This window comes from Archangium violaceum, assembly GCF_016887565.1.
Lineage (GTDB): Bacteria > Myxococcota > Myxococcia > Myxococcales > Myxococcaceae > Archangium > Archangium violaceum_B.
On record NZ_CP069396.1, the window covers coordinates 11,643,853 to 11,661,448 of the forward strand.

At 69.3% G+C, this 17,596-nt stretch carries 10 protein-coding genes and 1 pseudogene; 4 read left to right on the top strand and 7 right to left on the bottom strand.

All coding sequences use genetic code 11. The features are described from left to right. Positions 1 to 374 precede the first annotated feature (374 nt). The gene (locus tag JRI60_RS46405; protein WP_204222498.1) at positions 375 to 1,346 is read left to right on the top strand and encodes a COX15/CtaA family protein; all 972 of its coding nucleotides are present in this window, start codon (positions 375 to 377) and stop codon (positions 1,344 to 1,346) included. A gap of 127 nt (positions 1,347 to 1,473) precedes the next feature. Here JRI60_RS46405 and JRI60_RS46410 read toward each other — a convergent pair whose 3' ends face one another. The 3 genes and pseudogenes from JRI60_RS46410 to JRI60_RS55250 all read right to left on the bottom strand — a co-directional run. Beyond that, positions 1,474 to 1,968 (bottom strand): SRPBCC family protein, encoded by a 495-nt coding sequence (locus JRI60_RS46410; protein WP_204222499.1) that lies wholly within the window; start codon positions 1,966 to 1,968, stop codon positions 1,474 to 1,476. A gap of 24 nt (positions 1,969 to 1,992) precedes the next feature. Beyond that, a complete protein-coding gene (locus JRI60_RS46415) occupies positions 1,993 to 4,998 on the bottom strand; it encodes an ATP-binding protein (protein ID WP_239470124.1) in 3,006 nt (1,001 codons plus the stop codon). Between the two features lie 114 nt (positions 4,999 to 5,112). After that, positions 5,113 to 5,235, bottom strand: a pseudogene (locus JRI60_RS55250) (zinc-ribbon domain-containing protein); the annotation flags it as partial. Between the two features lie 29 nt (positions 5,236 to 5,264). Here JRI60_RS55250 and JRI60_RS46420 point away from each other — a divergent pair. Then, a complete protein-coding gene (locus tag JRI60_RS46420; protein ID WP_204222501.1) occupies positions 5,265 to 6,542 on the top strand; it encodes a hypothetical protein in 1,278 nt (425 codons plus the stop codon). 49 nt (positions 6,543 to 6,591) lie between these two features. Here JRI60_RS46420 and JRI60_RS46425 read toward each other — a convergent pair whose 3' ends face one another. The 3 genes from JRI60_RS46425 to JRI60_RS46435 all read right to left on the bottom strand — a co-directional run bounded on the left by JRI60_RS46425 (position 6,592) and on the right by JRI60_RS46435 (position 9,697). Next, positions 6,592 to 7,401: an SDR family NAD(P)-dependent oxidoreductase gene (locus JRI60_RS46425; RefSeq protein ID WP_204222502.1), complete on the bottom strand. Its 810-nt coding sequence runs from the start codon at positions 7,399 to 7,401 to the stop codon at positions 6,592 to 6,594. Between the two features lie 62 nt (positions 7,402 to 7,463). Then, a complete protein-coding gene (locus JRI60_RS46430) occupies positions 7,464 to 8,909 on the bottom strand; it encodes an ATP-binding protein (protein WP_204222503.1) in 1,446 nt (481 codons plus the stop codon). A 110-nt stretch (positions 8,910 to 9,019) separates the two neighbouring features. After that, positions 9,020 to 9,697: a TIGR02594 family protein gene (locus JRI60_RS46435; protein ID WP_204222504.1), complete on the bottom strand. Its 678-nt coding sequence runs from the start codon at positions 9,695 to 9,697 to the stop codon at positions 9,020 to 9,022. A gap of 323 nt (positions 9,698 to 10,020) precedes the next feature. Here JRI60_RS46435 and JRI60_RS54850 point away from each other — a divergent pair, with 323 nt between their 5' ends. Beyond that, positions 10,021 to 11,031: a kinetoplast-associated protein gene (locus JRI60_RS54850; protein ID WP_204222505.1), complete on the top strand. Its 1,011-nt coding sequence runs from the start codon at positions 10,021 to 10,023 to the stop codon at positions 11,029 to 11,031. Here JRI60_RS54850 and JRI60_RS46445 read toward each other — a convergent pair. Further along, positions 11,013 to 14,498, bottom strand: coding sequence for a methyl-accepting chemotaxis protein (locus JRI60_RS46445; protein WP_204222506.1), 3,486 nt, complete (start codon positions 14,496 to 14,498; stop codon positions 11,013 to 11,015). The genes JRI60_RS54850 and JRI60_RS46445 overlap by 19 nt on opposite strands. 290 nt (positions 14,499 to 14,788) lie before the next feature. Between JRI60_RS46445 and ppdK the strand changes: the two genes are divergently transcribed. Continuing rightward, positions 14,789 to 17,467: a pyruvate, phosphate dikinase gene (gene ppdK, locus JRI60_RS46450; protein WP_239470125.1), complete on the top strand. Its 2,679-nt coding sequence runs from the start codon at positions 14,789 to 14,791 to the stop codon at positions 17,465 to 17,467. The last annotated feature ends 129 nt before the right edge of the window (positions 17,468 to 17,596 follow it).

Below are 17,596 nucleotides of genomic sequence, written 5' to 3' on the forward strand. Positions count from 1 at the left end.
ACCCGCGGTGCATGGCTACGACTACACCCGCGAAAAGATGCGCCCGGGGGCCGAAGTGGGGGGGCCTCCGACCCACGGACGCTTCGGGCACCGAGGCGCCCGAACTCAAAATCGTTGTCGAGGAGACACCTAGCACCCGGCGTGCCAAGAGCCGGAGGCCGCTGGAGGCCAAATGGAAATCATCCAGCGGCCTTCCGCGAGCAGGCGGGCATATCCAATGCGGTATCCAGTGGAAATGGGGGTGGGTATTGGATGCCCCGGTGGATATGGGCGAAGGAGGCCCTGGAAAGCGACCAGGCGGAAGGTGCGGGAGGGGGAACGGAGCACACGGAGGCGGCGGTCGGGGGCAAAGTGAGTTAGGGAGGAGCCATCCGATGAGCACTTCCGTGTCCTCCCGTGCCTTCCGCGTTTTCAGCTGGTTCACCCTCGCCTACACGCTGGCCGTGGTGCTGTGGGGCGCCTTCGTCCGAGCCACGAAATCGGGCGCGGGGTGTGGAGACCACTGGCCGGTGTGCAACGGCGAGGTGGTGCCGCTGGCGCCGACCGTGCAGACGCTCATCGAGTACACGCACCGGGTGACGAGCGGGCTGGCGCTGGTGCTGGCGGTGGTGCTGTGCGTGTGGGGCCTGAGGGCGCACGCGAAGGGGCACCCGGTGCGCAAGGCGGCGGCGGCCTCGCTCTTCTTCATGCTGACGGAGGCGGCGGTGGGGGCGGGGCTGGTGCTCTTCAAGATGGTGGCGGACAACGAGTCCATCGGGCGGGCGGTGTGGATGGCGGTGCACCTCATCAACACGTTCCTGCTGGTGGGAGCGATGGCGCTCACATCGTGGTGGGCGGAAGGCCGGGAGCGGCTGACGCTGAAGCGGCAGGGGCTGACGGGGTGGCTGCTGTTGGGGAGCCTGGTGGGGCTGCTGGTGCTGGGGGTGAGCGGGGCCATCGCGGCGTTGGGGGACACGCTCTTCCCGGCGACGAGCCTGATGGAGGGGCTGCGCCAGGACATGTCGCCCACGGCGCACGTGTTGCTGCGGCTGCGGGTGCTGCACCCGGTATTGGCGGTGGGCGTGGGGGCGCTGGTGGTGTTCTCGGCGGGGATGGTGACGCGGCTGCGGCCGTCGCCAGCGGTACGCCGGGCGGCGTGGCAGCTTGGCGTACTCTATGTACTGCAACTGCTGGCGGGGCTGGTGAACGTGGTGCTGCTGGCACCGGAGTGGATGCAGCTGTTGCACCTGCTCTTGGCGGATCTGGTGTGGGTGGTGCTGGTGCGGCTGAGCGCGGCGGGGCTCGCGCTGGGCGCACCGCGGGCGGACGTGAAGCCCCGGCCTGACATGGATGCCTCGGTGGCGTGAGCCTCCGGCCCGAAATCAGCCCCACGCAGGTTTCCCCACAATCAAAACTGACACACCGTCCCTCACGGACAGGTGTCCGGACAGGTGTCCGGGGCGGACAGATGTCCGGGCCCTCGTGACAGGTGGGTCAGCCGCCATCGCGAGGCGTACCGCGCGCCACGGCATCCGGAATGCCCTGGGTGGCCGCGGTGCCGATCCTCTGGAACATCGCTTGGAGCAGCGGCTCTCCGATGTCCAGGATGCCCTTCAGCTCGATTTCGGCCGTGTACACCAGCCGGGTATTCTCCCCTTCGGGCGAGAGCTGGATGTGATCCCGGTACCGCAAGAAGCCCGTCTCTCCGAACAGGACGAGCTCCCGGGGCGGCGCGTACACGTCGATCTCATAGGGCAGTTGCATCTGCCCGAGGAGGATGGGCGGCAGCTCGAATCCGTCGAGCGCTGTCTTCGGGAACATGCCTCCGACCAGCATGAACCGCGTCCCCCGACCGATGGGACCCTCGGTCAGCTTCTGCGCCTCGAACGTGCGCGGATCCCACGTCGGCGCATGACGGAAATCACTCACGAACGCGAAGGTGTCTTCGATTCGCCGGGGAACGATGAGCGAGGTTTGAAAGTGGGCCATGGTCGGTTCCTTCGAACGTGGGTCTCAAGCCTCGCCGGGAGTCCGCTCCAGACTCAACCGGGCACGCTGCGCGAGTGTTGGCTGACTTCGCGAGAGCGCCAGCTCGAGAGCATCGCGGAAACGCTCCGCCGCCCGTCGTGACTCTCCCCTCCGGAGAAGCAGCTCGCCCTGGAGGCGCACCAGCTCCGCCTCGTAGCACCGCTCGTCGCTCTCCTGGATGAACGCCATGAGCGCATCCAGCGCGACCTGGGCCTTCTCCAGGTTTCCACCGCGCAGCTCGGCCTCCACGAGCGCGCTGTGCCAGAACGACGAGGCCGTGCGCGTGCCCACGGCGTTGAGCGAATCGATTCCCGCGCGAATGATGGACGCCCCTTCGCCCGTGCGGTTGCACCAGCCGAGGGTGATGCGCCCACAGGCCTCCCAGTGGGGCATGCGCTGCTCCCGGCTGAGCGCGATGAGGCGGCGGGAGTGCTCCATGGCCAGCTCGTGCTCGCCCATGAGGCAGTGGAACACGGCGACGATCAGCTCGACGAAACCCTGGCTGCCCGGCTGCCCGAGCCGGGCACAATGCGCCAGCGCTTCCTGGCGGTACCGCCGCGCACCTTCGAGATCTCCCTCCAACCAGGCGATCCACACCAGGAATGCCAGACCGTACGCACGAGCATCCTGACCGAAGAGGAATGCCAGACGCGCATGCTTCTTCTCGTCGTAGAGGGCCAGGGCGGTCTCGAAGTGCACCCGGGCCTGGCTCACGCGCCCCCGCCAGAAGCGGGTGGAGCCGAGTGCCTGGTGCGCACCGAGTGCAATCCCCGAGTCTCCCGAGCGCTCGGCCAGCTGGAGCAAACGCTCGCCCATGTCCTCCGCCTTCGGAAGCACGGCCTTCACGTGATAGAAGATCCACAGTCCCCAGAGCACGGGGAACAACCGGTCGGCCGCGGCATCTCCCACCTCCAGACACAGCTCGTAGGCGCGCCGATACGTCGTCTCCACCTCTGGCGCCGCATAACCGCGGGTGAGCATGAGGGGGACGCCGATCGCCACTCGCAGGCTCAGCTCCTCGAGCGCACGCGTGGCGCGATCCGGCAGCTTGTCGACCAGGGACAGGGCGCATTCCAGATGCCGTGTCGATTCTCCGAGGGCCCATGCGCCCAGGGAGGCCTGACCCGCGGCGGAGTAGCAGCGGAGCGCCTCCACGACCTGGCCCGCCTCCCGATGGTGGTGCGCCAGGATTTCGGGGGGCGTGTCCGGCACGTGCTTCGGGAGCAGCTCCGCGATGCGGCGATGGTATTGCTGGCGGGTGCGCTTGAGCAGCGAGCCGTACGCCGCATCCTGGATGAGCGCGCTCCTGAAGTTGTACGCCGCATGAGGAGGGTCACCCCGCCGGTAGAGGAGTCCGGCCTCGGACAGCCGCGCCAGCTCCTGCTGGAGCGTCGCATCGTCGATGACGAGCAACTCCTTGAGGAGCGCATAGTCGAACTGCCGCGCGATGGTCGCGCCCACCTGGAGCACGATCTTCGCCCGGTCCAACCGGTCCAACCTCGCCATGAGTGAATCATGGAGCGAGGCGGGAACCTGCAGGGACGGGAGGAGCACGGAGAGGTGGTAGCCCCCCTCCTGCTCGATGAGCTGACCGGACTCGATGAGCATGCGGGTCAGCTCCTCCACGTACAGGGGATTTCCATCCGCCTTGTGGACGAGCAGCTCGACGAGCTCGACGGGCAACTGCTTTCCTCCGGCCACCCGCTCGATCATGCACACCACCTCGTCCCTGGCCAGGCCGCTCAACGACACCCGGGTATCCACCAGCCACGGGACCTCGAAGGACGAGCGGGTGGTCAGGATGACCAGGAGGTGTGTCTTGGAGACATGCTTCGCCAGCAGCCCGATGAACTCCAGGGACGTGGGATCCATCCAATGGAGATCCTCGATGACGAGCACGAGGGGCTTCGACTCCGAGAGCCGTGAGAAGAGGTCGAGCAGGAACTTCTGGAGCTTCTGCTTCTTCGCCTGGGGGGTGAGCGCGGACGCCAGCTGTGCTTCTTCCGCGACGGGAATGGACAGGAGCGAGGCCAGGAGCGGCAGCGCGTCCGTGTTTCCCGGGAAGAGGCGGGACACGAAGGTCGCGACCTTGTCACGCTTCTTCTCCGGCGAGTCCTGTTCGCCGAGCTCACACAGCTCGGAGATCATCTCGATGAGCGGGCGCATGGCCGTGTTCGTATAGAACGGCGAACAGTGGCACTCGAACCACCGCTGCGCCTCTTCCAGCACGCTGGCGCGGAAGGCACGGACGAGGCGCGACTTGCCAATCCCTGGCTCGCCGCTGATGACGACCATCCGGCCACGCCCCGCGCGGCTCTCCTTCCAGCACTCACGCAACATCGACAGGTCGCCCGTCCTGCCCACGAACGGGAAGGGTTCCTCCTGCCCCGGCACCGCCGTCTGGCGCCTCGTGTTCACGGCACGCCGCAACCGGTACACCTCGACCGGCTGGGGCACACCCGCGAGTTGGTGCAGGCCCAGGTCTTCCCAGGAGAAGGCGCCGCGCACGAGCCGTGCCGTCGCCCCACTGATGACCGCGGTTCCAGGCTGGGCCAGGCTCTGCAGCCTCGCGGCCACGTTGGGCGCCTCGCCAATGGCGAGTTGCTCGCGGTGCACGCTGTCTCCCATGAGCCCGACCACGGTGATTCCCGTGTGGGCGCCAATGCGGACGGCGATGGTGACGGCCCGCTCGGCGGCCAGGCGCACGTTCAGCTCGTCGATGGCTTGCAACACATCCAGCGCGGCGTGACAGGCCCGATGGGCGGCGTTCTCGTGCGCCACGGGGTAACCGAAGTACGCCAGGATTCCGTCACCCAGAAGCTGGGCCACATGGCCGTCGTACTTCCGGATGACCCCCAGGGCGGCCTCCTGGTAGGCACGCGTCAGCTCGCGCAGGTCCTCCGGGTCCAACTTCCCGGCCAGCCGCGTCGAGCCCACGAGATCACAGAACATCACGGTGAGCTGCCGGCGCTCGGCCTCTGGCTTGGCCAACGAGGCACCAGACGGAACGACCGGAGCCTCGGATGTTCTGGCGCTCAGTGATTTGCCGCATTCTGCGCAGAACTTCGCCCGGGGCGGGTTCTTCTGGCCGCACGAATCACAGACGCGCGACAGTGGCGTGCCGCACTCGATACAGAACTTGCTCTGGTCGGGAAGGCTCGTCTTACAGGAGGGGCAGTGCACCCAAGCAATGTAATCCGGTTGCCCGTGTCTGTTCACTCCAACCACAAGCCGGGCTCCAAAGTGGGGGTTTCACGTTGCTTCAAGAAAAAGTCCTGCTGATCGACGTCGACCGGATCGTCGCACTCGACAGCAAGCCCATCCTTCGCAACCTGCTCATCACCCAGGCGTACGCGGAACTGTCGGATGCCATGGCTCGCCTGCTCGGTCGCGAGAACATCACGTGGCCCACCATGGCCGCCTGGTCGTCGAAGTCGGTGGGAGGCTTCATCCGCGGTGAGGAGCTCCCGGCGATGTTCCGGCAGATGCTGCTGAGCTCGGATTGGCTCCACGAGTCCTCGCGGCGCCTGAACGCGTCACTCCGTGAGACACATCCGGGTGTGTCCCTCGATATTCTCGGCGGCCTGCAAAGCCTCGCATCGTGCATCCTCGAGGATGTCAGCCGTTACCTCATCCAGGGCAACAGGATCGTCTTCGAGGAGGTGGCGAGGCTCCTCACGGCGTTCGTCCAGGAGTTCTCGGGAGACACGAAGCCGGACGAGCGCAAGCTCCGGGACTTCCTCGCGCGCTATCCCGATGGCCCCGTGCGTCCCGACCAGGTCACGGTCGATGCCAGCAGTGGGGACCTGAACATCACCCAGCGGGGCGGCCAGGGCCTGCTCAAGAGCGCCATGGCCAACTACTACCGGGCCATGCACACGACCGACTCCAGCGAGAAGGCGCAGCTCATCCTGCTCGCCAATGGAGAAATCGGTCTGCATGAGCAGACACGGCTCCAGCCCTACCTCGAGGGCTCGATGAATGCCCCCTGGAGCGATCTCATCTACAACGCGAACCACAACGCGTTGCTCGAGCGCGTCGCCGACCAGGACCTCCGGGGCAAGGCGCACGTCCTGATGGATCGCCTGCTGCCTCCATTCGCCGATGGAGTCGAACGGCTGTTCCGGGACTTCTCCACGGCCGCGCTGATGACGCTCAAGCTGCCCGACAGCGTGCTTCGCCTGGGGTTCGACCTGATGGCCGCTCCTGGCCATTCCCTGTTCCCTGAAGTCCTGAAGAACCCCACCCAACCCGAGCTGTGCTCCGTGCTGGCGCAATACGGCGTTCTCGAGGAGAACGCTTTCGGGCTGGGGCTCGTGGAGCGCATCCAGAAGGCGGTCCACGGCGTGGGGGAAAAGTTCGGGTTCGCGCCGCACACGGCGGCCCATGACTGGACCGACCTGACGCAGCGCATGCGCTTCATCCTGACGCTGTTCCGCTCACGCCAGCAGGACGGCCATCTGTTCCAGCAGCCGTTCTCCGCCCAGCAGCGAGTCGCGCTCCTCGAGGGACAGGTACCGGAAGGACCGCTCTAGTGAGTGAGCGGCCGGGATGCAGCCCATCCCGGCCGCCCGCGCCCGGGTCCTACTTCCCCTCGGCGCGCATCACGTCCAGGTAGCTGTGCAGGCCGCGGATGTGATTGCCACCATCCACGGAGATCGTCTCACCGGTGATCCACGAGGCGTCCTCGCTGCACAGGAAGCACACCGCGCCCGCGACGTCCGAGGGCTGGCCACACGGCTTGCCCAGCGGCGTCCGGGCGAGGAACTCCCGCTCCATGTTCCCGGAGATCATCCCGGCCCCATCGGCGAGCGGCGTACGGATGGCGCCCGGCGCCACCACGTTCACCCGGATGCCATGACGCCCGAGCTCCGCAGCGGCGACCTTCGAGAGGTTCGCCAGCCCCGCCTTGGAGGCACAGTAGTGGCCGAGCCCATCCGTCACCGCCATCTGGTTCAGGGAGGAGATGTTGACCACGGCTCCGGGCTTCTTCGCCTCGACGAGCGCGCGCGCGAAGGCCTTCATGAACAGGAAGGGACCCTTCAGGTTCACGGCCAGCACCCGGTCGAAGTCCTCCTCGGCCAGGTCGACCAGGGGCGAGAGCGTGGCGGTCCCCGCGTTGTTCACCAGGATGCCCGGCAGGCCCAGCTCGCGCGTGGCGACCTCGATGGCTCGGGTCACGTCCTCCGCGCGGCGCACGTCCCCGGTGAACGGCACCGCTCGCGCGCGCCCCTCCATGGCCCGGTTGAGCGCCTCGGACGTGGCCTCCACCTTCGCCTGGGTCTGACCGAAGATGAGGACATGGGTCCCTTCCTGCATCAGCCGCGAGGCAATCCCCATTCCGATACCCTGCGCTGCTCCCGTCACGATGGCACTATTCGATATGAGCTTCATCCCGACTCCTCTGGTCCCTCGACTATAGGCCGGATGGAACCCACGCCGGGAGAAGGCCCCCCTCACCCCGCCCGCTTCTTCGGGCTCGCGTAGGGAGCCAGGAGGTCGGGCTGGTCCACCAGACAGCGCAGGGCCTTGCCGGCGAAGCCCTCCAGCCTGTCGATGAAGGCGAAGTCGTGCTCTTCACCCGCCTCGTGTGCCAGCTCATGCAGGACGATGCCAAGCGTCCGTGACTCCAGCGGATCATCCAGCCGCACCTGTCCCCGCATGTTCACCCGCAGTACACGGCGCTCCCGGTCGTACTCCGCGTCCACGTGGGCGCTCGGGTCTCGCACCTTGCGTTCGAAGAACTCCACGCGCACCTCCCGCCCGATGAGCTCTCGCGACAGGCAGCGCACCAGCCCCACGAAGCGCTCGGCGCGCGCACCGGGATGCACCAGGACGTCGCGCGGCGGGCCCTCCATCCGCTCCACGTACGCGTCCGCGGACTCCACCACCGTCTCGAGCTGCTCCAGCGCCGTGAGCGGCATCCCCCGCAGGTCCACCACCTTCGCCCCGAGCTGGCGTGCCCGGTCATCCGCCCGCGGCCCCACCGACAGCACCGCCCGCGCCGGCAGCACCTTCTCCACGTAGGCCTCGAGCGCCTCCGGGCCGAGGGTGAAGTGCGAGAGCACCTCCGTCACCCAGGCGCCCGACAGCTCCTGGCGGCTCAGCTCGGGCGCCAGCGATTCGAGGAGGATGGCCGCCAGGATGCGCTTGTAGGGGTCCCTCGCGGCATCGCGCTCGGCCGCCAGGGGAATGCGCTGCTGCACGTCGACGTGCCACGGGAGGTGGTGCGGCTCCACCGGCAATCCCAGCTCGAAGAGGTGTGGCGTCTCACCGGGGCGCGGGTGGTAGAGGTCCACCCGCGTGGCCCGCTCGACGTACCGCTCCACCCCGCGGTGCAGCTCCACCGTCTCCAGCAGGCAGTCCTCCAGCGACTCCTTGACCCGCGGCATCCGCACCGTGCGGCCATTGATGATCAGCTCGACCCCCGGCGGCGGGAGGGTGAGACGCAGCAGCTGGACGGCGGCCTCGCGCTCGCTGGCGCTCGTGCGGCGGAAGAGCCGCAGGCACGTGCCCACCAGGCGCGTGTTGGGCTTCACGTGGCGCCCGGTGTCGTCGAAGACGAGCGTGCGCCCCACCGTCTCCACCTCGGCGCGATCGCTCGAGGCGATCATCTCCTTCAAGCCCCGGCCCTTGCGCCCGCGCCACGTGGGCGGCGTGTCCTTCTCCCCGAGGAAGACGGTGAAGGCGAACTCGTCACGCGCGAGCCCGGCGGGTGCATCGTCCTCGATGCGGACCTCGTCCTCCTCCAGGCGCACCTTCACCCGGCGCGCCCGCTGGTCGAACGCGTTCTGCAACGCCTCGCGAACGAGCTGACCGAGGGGCCGGGCGCGGTTGGAGCGCCTCCACCCCTCTTCCGACAACTCGAACCACTCCGAACGACCGTTCCGGGCCTGGCCCATCGAGACTCTCCGAGCTCCGGGCTCCCACCAGCGCATGAGCCGCCGTGGGGCAACCGGACCGGATGAAACACCTGGGGCCGCGAGTCTCTTCCCGCCCCATCCGCCGGGCTTCAGCGCGGCCAGCGGTAGCCGCAGACCTCGTAGGAGCCGAGCGAGAACTTCGACCTCTTCACGGAGTCGCCCTGATTGCCCCCCAGCAGCTCGATGTGGGTCGAAGTCGAGTCGACATAGAACGCGACGTGGTACCCCGTCGAGGAGCCCGTGGCGGCGTCGCGCTGGGCGCCCTTGCGCTTGATGACGGTGATGGCCCCGTAGCGCGGCGAGTCCAGGGTCTCGCCCCAATCCAGCCAGCTCTTGGCCAGCGCGTTGTTCGTCCCGGTGTATCCCGCCTCCTTCATGACCCAGTTGACGAACGAGGAGCACCAGGGCGTCTCGTCGTCCTTGGCGCGGAGGCTCGTCGCACCGTGGTACTCGACGATGCGGCTGTTGTTCCGCGCCGCCCCATCCTCCTCGCGCTGGCCCTCCTCCCCGAAGGCGATGTCCATCCACGGCGCGTCCGCCCCGCCCGCGGACCGCGCTGCCGGGGCCGCGAGCGCCGCCTGCTTCGGAGCCGAAGCCAAGGACGGTTGGCCCAGCGCCGCCCAGGTCTTGGCGCCCACCACCCCGTCCGCGGTGAGGTGCCGGGTCTTCTGGAACCGGACCACGGCCTCATGGGTCTTCTGTCCGAAGTCTCCGTCCACGGGCAGCTGCGGGCTCGGCTTCAAGACGCCGTTCAGGAGCGATTGCAATTGGCTGACTTCCGCTCCCCTGCTGCCTTTCTTGAGTGTCTCCACGATTCGACCCTTCGCCCTGGGCGTGTATGGGTTTGAGCAGGAAGACGCGGGAGCGCTCCTCGTTGTGACTCCGCCTCCGGGAGAGGGGGGTCTGACATCCCAGGTCACCCTCGGAGGCCGCCCCTGAAACGACCTCCGGGAGCCTGTTCCGGGCCCCGGCCATGTCAGACCCATTGGGTATTCCTTGCTCATGGCCGCCCGAGAGGGGGCCAGGACTTCACACGCCACCACCGGGCCCGATCCATCGCGGCCCCCCATCCAACCTGGAGCATCCCGTCATGGCCAACCGCAATACCGCCCGCAGCCGTTCCACCGAGCAGACCAAGACCGCCTTCGAGGAGCTGGCCCGGAAGACCCGCAACAAGCCCGTGGTCCCCGCCAAGGAGCAGGAGGCACGTCAGGCCCACGCCCGCAACGTGCTCACGGATGTCTCCGGCCTCACCGCCGAGTCCGCCGTCAAGAAGGTCACCGAGGCCGGCCTCACCATCAACAAGACCCTCGCCGGCATCAACGAGCAGGTGATCGCCCTCGTCGAGGAGCTCAAGCAGCTCGACGAGGCCATCCACCTCAAGAACGAGGAGCTCTCGGTGCTGCACGGCAAGGACGTCGCCGCCAGCGCGCTCGACGTGCTCGTCACCGAGTACGACAGGAAGAAGGCGGAGCTCCAGGCGGAGATGGAGCGGCTGCAGAAGGAGATCGCCGACACCCGCGCGAAGTTCGCCACGGACCTGGCCGCGGAGCGGGAGGCTTCCGAGCTGGCGCGCAAGCGGGCCGAGGAGGAGTACCAGTACGACATCCAACTGCAGCGCAAGAAGGAGCAGGACACCTTCGCCGAGCACATGCGCCAGCAGGCCGCCGTCGAGCGTGAGCGAGAGGAGAAGCTGCGCAAGGAGTGGGCGACCCGCGAGGAGGCCCTGAAGCTGCGCGAGAAGGAGCTGGAGGATCTGCGCCGGCAGGTGTCGGACTTCCCGCTCGTGCTGAAGAAGGAGACGGACACGGCGGCGGCCATCGCCGGCAACCGGGTGAAGGGCGAGTGGGAGGTGAAGTTCACCCTCGCGCAGAAGGACGCGGAGACGGCGCAGCGGGTGGCGAGCATGGAGATCGCCTCGCTCAAGGAGACCAATGGCAAGCAGGCGCAGGCCCTGCAGACGCTCCAGACCGAGCTGGCCGAGGCCAAGCGTCAGGTCCAGGCCATCGCCGAGAAGGCGCTGGAGTCCGCCTCGGGGGCTCGCGCGCTCGCCGAGGTGCAGGGCGTCATCGCCAACCGCGACTACGCCAAGGGCAAGTAGCCGGCGGGTGCGGAAGGCACGAGCCTCCGCCCCACGCTGTCGCGCAGGTGGGGCGAGGCCGCCAGCCCTCGAGTCAGCGCCTCCCTCGCCCGGTCCACCTCGGTCATCTCCCGCAGCACCTCGTCGATGGCGGCATTCTGCTGGTGGATGGCCGCGGCGATCTGCCGGGCGGCGCCGCGGTACTCCTCCACCAGCGCGGACAGCTGGCGCAGCTCCTCGGAGAGCCGGTGCGCCTGCGCCAGCCCTTCCCCCAGCCGCCCTCCCCGCTCGCGCACCGCCTCGGCCAGGGCCCGTGTCTCGCGGGTGATGCCCTTGAGCAGGGGCTCCGCCTCGCGCGTGGTCTGGCTGGAGCTCTCCGCCAGCCCCCGCAGCTCCCGGGCGATGACCGAGAAGACGCGGCCCGCGTCCCCGGCCTGCATGGCCTGGATGGAGGCGTTGAGCGCCAGCACGTCGCACTCCGACGCGAGCTGCCGCAGCAGGGCCGTGGCGGCACTGACGCGGCCCGCGTGCTTCGCCAGCGCGTCCAGCCGCCCCTCCATCTCCCGCTGGTGCTGCTGCAGGGCCACCAGTCCCCGCTGCCCCTCGGCGATGGCCGCCTCTCCCACGCGGCGGAAGGTCTCGCTGCGCTCGGCCCGCTCCAGCACCGCGGCCGCCTGGAACGCCGCCATCGAGGACGTCCTCTTCACCTCCCTCATGGTGGCGTCCGCCTCCGCCACCGCCTCCGCCTGCCGCGCGAAACCCTCGGCCTGTCTCGAACGCGAGGAGCCCAGCTTCTCGGAGGCCTGCTCGAGCCGCGCGTTGTCCTCCACCACCTCCCGCGTCAGCCGCCCCAGCTCCTTGAAGATGGGGGCCGTGGCCAGTGACAGGATGCCAATCTCATCGGTGGAGACCCACCGGGGCAGGGGCGGCTCCCTGCCCGCGAGGCTCGCCGTGTCGGCGCTGCCCGCCATGTCCGCGATGCTCACCAGCGAGGTCTCCAGCTCGAGGGTGCCCCGGGCGAGCTGCAACGCCATCCGCCGGGCGATCCGTCCCGCCTGCAGCACCAGCAACGTGCCCATCACCGCGAGCTCCCACTTGGACTCCACGGCCAGGGCCGTCAACCGCAGGGCGGCCTCGCTCCGGGAACACCCCAGCACGACGGCCATCGTCGACAGGGCACAGATGGCCGACAGCCCCATCAGGTACGGCAGGTACCAGTCCAGCGAGCGCCAGAAGGGCCAGCTCCCGGGGAGCTCCACCTCCGGGTTGCCGAGGAACCTCCTCGCGGCCAGGGGCCGCACGGCGTCCTCCATGCGCAGCATCTCCGGCACGCTGGCGAAGGCGGCCACCAGCAGGGACATGAGCGCACACGGAAGGGCACGCCACGTTTCGCCTCCGTACAGCACACAGCACACCCACGCGCCCACCAGGCTGGCCGCGGCGAGCACGAGAATCTGCGAGACGCCCTGACGCCGGGGCAGCTCCAACATGCGCCGCAGCCGCGACTCGGGGCTCGAGCCAGGGGGAGACTCCAGGGCCCAGTTCGTCAACCGCCGGGCCATGCGCACGGGCAGCAGCGCGCCACACACCAGCAGGAGCGGGATGAGCCCCGTCACCGCCGCTTCCGTGGCGTACTTCGGCTCCAGCCCCAGCAGCAGCCACATCAGCCAGGTGCTCGGCCCCACCCAGAGCAGCAAGGTGAAGAGCTGGACGCGCACGAGGCCCCGCACGAGCAGGGAGCGCTCCGCCTCGCCCCCGGGCACGGGGCCGGCATCGACGGCGGCTCCCTGCTCGCGCACCGACGCGATGACCTTCCCGGCCAGCTCCCGCACCTCCAGGGTGACCTCGGAGGAGTCGCGGGCCTGGTGGGAGACCCTGCCCGCCACCTCCAGGAGGCCGGAGACGGCCTGGGAGAGCCGGGCGATGCCCTCGTTCTGCTCGCCGAGCACACCGGCGATGGTGCGGGCCGCCTCGGCGCTCTCCTCGGCGGACGTGGCGATCATCCCCAGGGCCTCTCCCGCCTCCCGCACCTGCCGCATGTCCCTGGCGACGCTGGCGGCGCCCTGCTGCGTCGTGCGCACCGCCTCGCGCAGGGCGCCGCGCATGTCCTGGAGGTCCACGTGCACCTGCCGGGTCGCCGCGAGGGAGCGCTCCGCGAGGAGCCGGGACTGCAGGGCCACGTTGGAGAAGTCCCGGGCCAGGATCCCGGAGCCCGCGGACTCGATGGAGGCGTTGAGCGCGAGCTGGCGGGACTGGATGAGCAGCCCCTGCACCCGCCCCGTGAGGTCCTCGAGCTGTCCGGTCGACTCCTCGAGCGAGCGCAGGCGGGCCAGCAGCTGCCCGGACTCGTCCTGGAGCACGGCGAGGCTGGCGATGCCCTGATGGACGGCGGCCAGTCCGGACTGACGGGAGGCGCTGGCCTTCTCGGCCAGGCCGATCACCGCCTCCGCCTTGTGCACCGACAGCTCGGAGGTCTTCAGCAGCCCCTGGGCATGGGCGCGGGTGTTCTCGAGCGCGGTGACCTGGCCCTCCAGCTTCTCGCGCTGCTCCTCCTGACTGCGCCCCAGCTCCTCCGCGGACAGCTGGAGCTGCTGGCCGGACTCACGCAGCCGCCGCGCCAGCTCGTTGAGCCCCAGCAGGGCGCGGGTGGTGACGATGGCCAGGCGTCCCAGCTCGTCGGTGGAGATCCACGCCGGGGGCTGGTAGTCGCCGGTCGCCGCCTGTTCGAGGGAGAGCTGGAGCCGCCGCGCGCCCCGGTCGATCTGCCGGGCGATCCTCCAGGTGGACAGGATGCCGACTCCCCCGAAGAAGAGGCCCATCACCGCCAGCGTCAGCTCGAGCTCGAGCTGCCCGAGCGCGCCTCGGCCCTTGCTCCAGAGGATGCCGCCGGGCACCGCCAGGGCACAGGCGAGCGTGAGGCCCGAGATGTAGGGCAGGAACCAGCGCAGCCTGCGCCACAGCAGGGGACGGGGCGCGGGCCGCACCGAGGGAGCGCGGTGGAACTCCTCCACCGCCTGGGGGAGCAGGGTGTCCTCCACCCCTTGCAGATGGTGGACGAGCACGAAGGCCATCAGCACCACCTGCACGGCGGCGCACGGAAGGGCCAGCAGCATCGGGCGCTCGAAATACCAGCAGTACACGAAGCAGGCCGCCACCTGCATGACGGTGATGAGTCCCAGGTGGAGCAGGTGCAGCTGCTGGGGCAGTTCCAGGATGCGCGCGAGCCGGGGCCCCGGGGGTTCTCCCGGCCGCGGCTCCAACGCCAGCCGCATGAGCCGGACCTGGAGGGGCATGGCGAGCACCAGCCGGTAGAGCCCGAGCGCCACCAAGACATGCATTCCCAGCAGCTTCCACATCTGCTCGCCGGTGAGCCCGAGCATCAGGCCGAGCAGGAATACCGTGGGGCCCAATCCCAGCAGGGTGGAGATCAGATTGACGGCCCGGCGCCGCCGGACGAGCGACTCGACGTTGACCTCTCCCTCTCCCATGGCGTGCCTTGACCTGGAGCCCCGGAAGAGGGCCCCGCACACGGCACCCAGGCCGCTCGATGCTCAAGACGTCGGGGAGCGGGGGTTGTGACAGGTGGGAGAGCGGTCACCTGCGCCGAGGCGCATCCGAGCGGGCGCCTCTTGCGCGTCCGATCGCCTGGAACCCAGCTTTCACCATGCCCACTCGCGCCCGGAAGACTCCGCTCCGCAAGACCCGCCCTCGCGCGCCCTCTCGGCCCCGGCTCGCCCGCCCCCCTGCCCGTTCCCGCACAGCCTCTCGGGAGAAGTGGGTGTACCTCTTCGACGAGGGCCGAGGGGACATGAAGGACCTGCTCGGCGGCAAGGGGGCCAACCTGGCGGAGATGACCCGCATCGGGCTGCCCGTGCCCCCCGGCTTCATCGTGACCACCCGGGCGTGCAACGCCTTCCAGGCCGAGGGCAACCAATTCCCCGAGGGCCTGTGGGAGCAGGAGCTGGCGGCCCTGCGGACGTTGGAGAAAAGGATGGGCCGCACGCTCGGAGACCCGGGGAACGCGCTGCTCGTCTCCTGCCGCTCGGGCGCGAAGTTCTCCATGCCCGGGATGATGGACACGCTGCTCAACATCGGGCTGAACGACGAGGTCGCCGAGGGGCTCGTCGCCGAGACGGGGGATGCACGCTTCGTCTACGACGCCTACCGCCGGCTGGTGCAGATGTTCGGCACCGTCGTGCTCGGGTTGCCCCACGAGCCCTTCGAGCACGTGCTGGAGGAGTACCGGCGCCAGCGCGGCATCCAGAACGACGCGGCCCTGCCCGCCGAGGACCTGAAGGCCATCACCCAGGCCTTCCAGCGCATCGTGCGCGAGAAGTCCGGCCGCGACTTCCCGAAGGAGCCCCTCGAGCAGCTCCGGCTGGCCACCGAGGCGGTCTTCCGCAGTTGGAATGGCAAGCGCGCGGTGGACTACCGCAACGCGGCCGGCATCGCGCATGACCTGGGCACGGCCGTCAACATCGTCACCATGGTGTTCGGCAACCGGGGCGAGGACTCGGGCACGGGCGTGGTGACGACGCGCAACGTGTCCACGGGCGAGCGGGAGATGGAGGGCGACTACCTGGCCAACGCCCAGGGAGAGGACGTGGTGTCGGGGACGCGCCCCACCCTGCGCATCGCCGCCCTGAAGGAGCAGCACCCGAAGCTCCACGCCCAGCTCGAGCGCATCTGCCAGAAGCTGGAGCGGCACTTCCGGGACGTGCAGGACGTCGAGTTCACCATCGAGCGGGGCAAGCTGTGGATGCTGCAGACGCGGGACGCCAAGAGGACGGCGCAGGCCGCGGTGCGCATCGCGGTGGAGCTGGTCCGGGAGCGGCGCATCACCCGGAAGGAGGCGGTCCTGCGGGTGAAGCCGGAGCAGGTGGACTTCTTCCTGCACCCGCGCTTCTCGTCCGCCGAGGTGAAGGCGGCCCGGGAGCGGGGGGATCTGCTCGCCACGGGGCTGAACGTCTCGCCCGGCGCCGCCAGCGGCGTGGTGGCCCTCGACGCCGACACCGCCGAGCGCTGGAGCAAGGAGGAGAAGAAGGCCGTCATCATGGTGCGGCCGGAGACGAAGCCGGACGACGTGCACGGCATGCTGGCGGCCCGGGGCATCCTCACCAGCCGGGGCGGGCGGACCAGCCACGCGGCGCTGGTGGCGCGGCAGTTCGGCAAGCCCGCGGTGGTGGGCGTCTCGGAGATGGAGGTGGACTGCGAGAAACGGCAGCTCACGGTGGCCGGGCGCGTGCTGCGCGAGGGGGACACCGTCTCCATCGACGGCACCACGGGCGAGGTCTTCGCGGGCCGGCTGGAGACGGTCATCCCGGACCTGTCGGACCCGCACCTGCTCGAGCTGCTGAAGTGGGCCGACGAGTTCCGCGAGCTGGGCGTGTACGCGAACGCGGACTACCCGCGCGACGCGAAGCTGGCGCGGGAGCTGGGCGCGGAGGGCATCGGGCTGTGCCGCACCGAGCACATGTTCTTCGAGACGGAGCGCCTGCCACGCGTGCAGCAGATGATCCTCGCCCGCACGGACGAGGAGCGCGCCGAGACCCTGGCGTGGCTGCTGCCCTTCCAGCGGGAGGACTTCCTCGGCCTGTTCCGGGCGATGGACGGCCTGCCCGTCACCATCCGGCTCATCGACCCGCCCCTGCACGAGTTCCTCCCCAACCATGACGAGCTGCTGCACGACGTCACGGAGCTGGAGACACGGCTGGAGTTGTTGAAGGACAAGCCCGAGGCGGCGGGACTGGAGGCCAGGCTCGTCCAGAAGCGCCGCCTGCTGGAGGCGGTGGAGTCGATGCGCGAGACCAACCCCATGCTGGGGCTGCGCGGGGTGCGGCTGGGCATCCACCTGCCGGCGCTCGTGCGCATGCAGGTGCGGGCCATCTTCGAGGCGGCCTGCCAGTGCACCCGGGAGGGCGTGCGCGTCTTCCCGAAGGTGATGATTCCGCTCATCGCGCACAGCAACGAGCTGCGGGTGGAGAAGGAGCTGCTCGAGGCCGAGGCCCGCGACGTGATGAAGGAGCAGGGCCTGGAGGTGGCGTACCAGTTCGGGACGATGATCGAGATCCCCCGGGCGGCGCTCACCGCGGACCAGATCGCCCAGGAAGCGGAGTTCTTCTCCTTCGGGACGAACGACCTCACGCAGACGACGTACGGCATCTCGCGCGACGACGCGGAGACGGGCTTCCTGAGCGAGTACCTCCAGAAGCGCATCCTCCCGGAGAACCCCTTCGCCACCTTGGACCAGCGGGGCGTGGGCGCGCTCATGGAGATGGGGGTGAAGCTCGGCCGGAAGACGCGGCCGAAGCTGGACGTGGGCATCTGCGGCGAGCACGGAGGGGACCCGAAGACGATCGCCTTCTGCCACCGCATCGGGCTCGACTACGTGTCCTGCTCGCCGTACCGCGTGCCCATCGCGCGGCTGGCCGCGGCCCACGCGGCGCTCACGTCCTGAGCCCTCCCCTCCCGGGCGCGCTCCGCGCGAACTGGTCCGACTGTCAGACCAGTTCGTGCAAACCGCGCCCGGCGGGTCCCCCTCTTCGCGAGGACGGCTGGCAACACCGGGCCTGAAATACGCGATAAT

Coding starts and splice junctions, on each gene's coding strand:
- JRI60_RS46405 (WP_204222498.1), top strand. CDS start 375: ATGAGCACTTCCGTGTCCTCCCGTGCCTTCCGCGTTTTCAGCTGGTTC.
- JRI60_RS46410 (WP_204222499.1), bottom strand. CDS start 1,968: ATGGCCCACTTTCAAACCTCGCTCATCGTTCCCCGGCGAATCGAAGAC.
- JRI60_RS46425 (WP_204222502.1), bottom strand. CDS start 7,401: ATGAAGCTCATATCGAATAGTGCCATCGTGACGGGAGCAGCGCAGGGT.
- JRI60_RS46430 (WP_204222503.1), bottom strand. CDS start 8,909: ATGGGCCAGGCCCGGAACGGTCGTTCGGAGTGGTTCGAGTTGTCGGAA.
- JRI60_RS54850 (WP_204222505.1), top strand. CDS start 10,021: ATGGCCAACCGCAATACCGCCCGCAGCCGTTCCACCGAGCAGACCAAG.
- JRI60_RS46445 (WP_204222506.1), bottom strand. CDS start 14,498: ATGGGAGAGGGAGAGGTCAACGTCGAGTCGCTCGTCCGGCGGCGCCGG.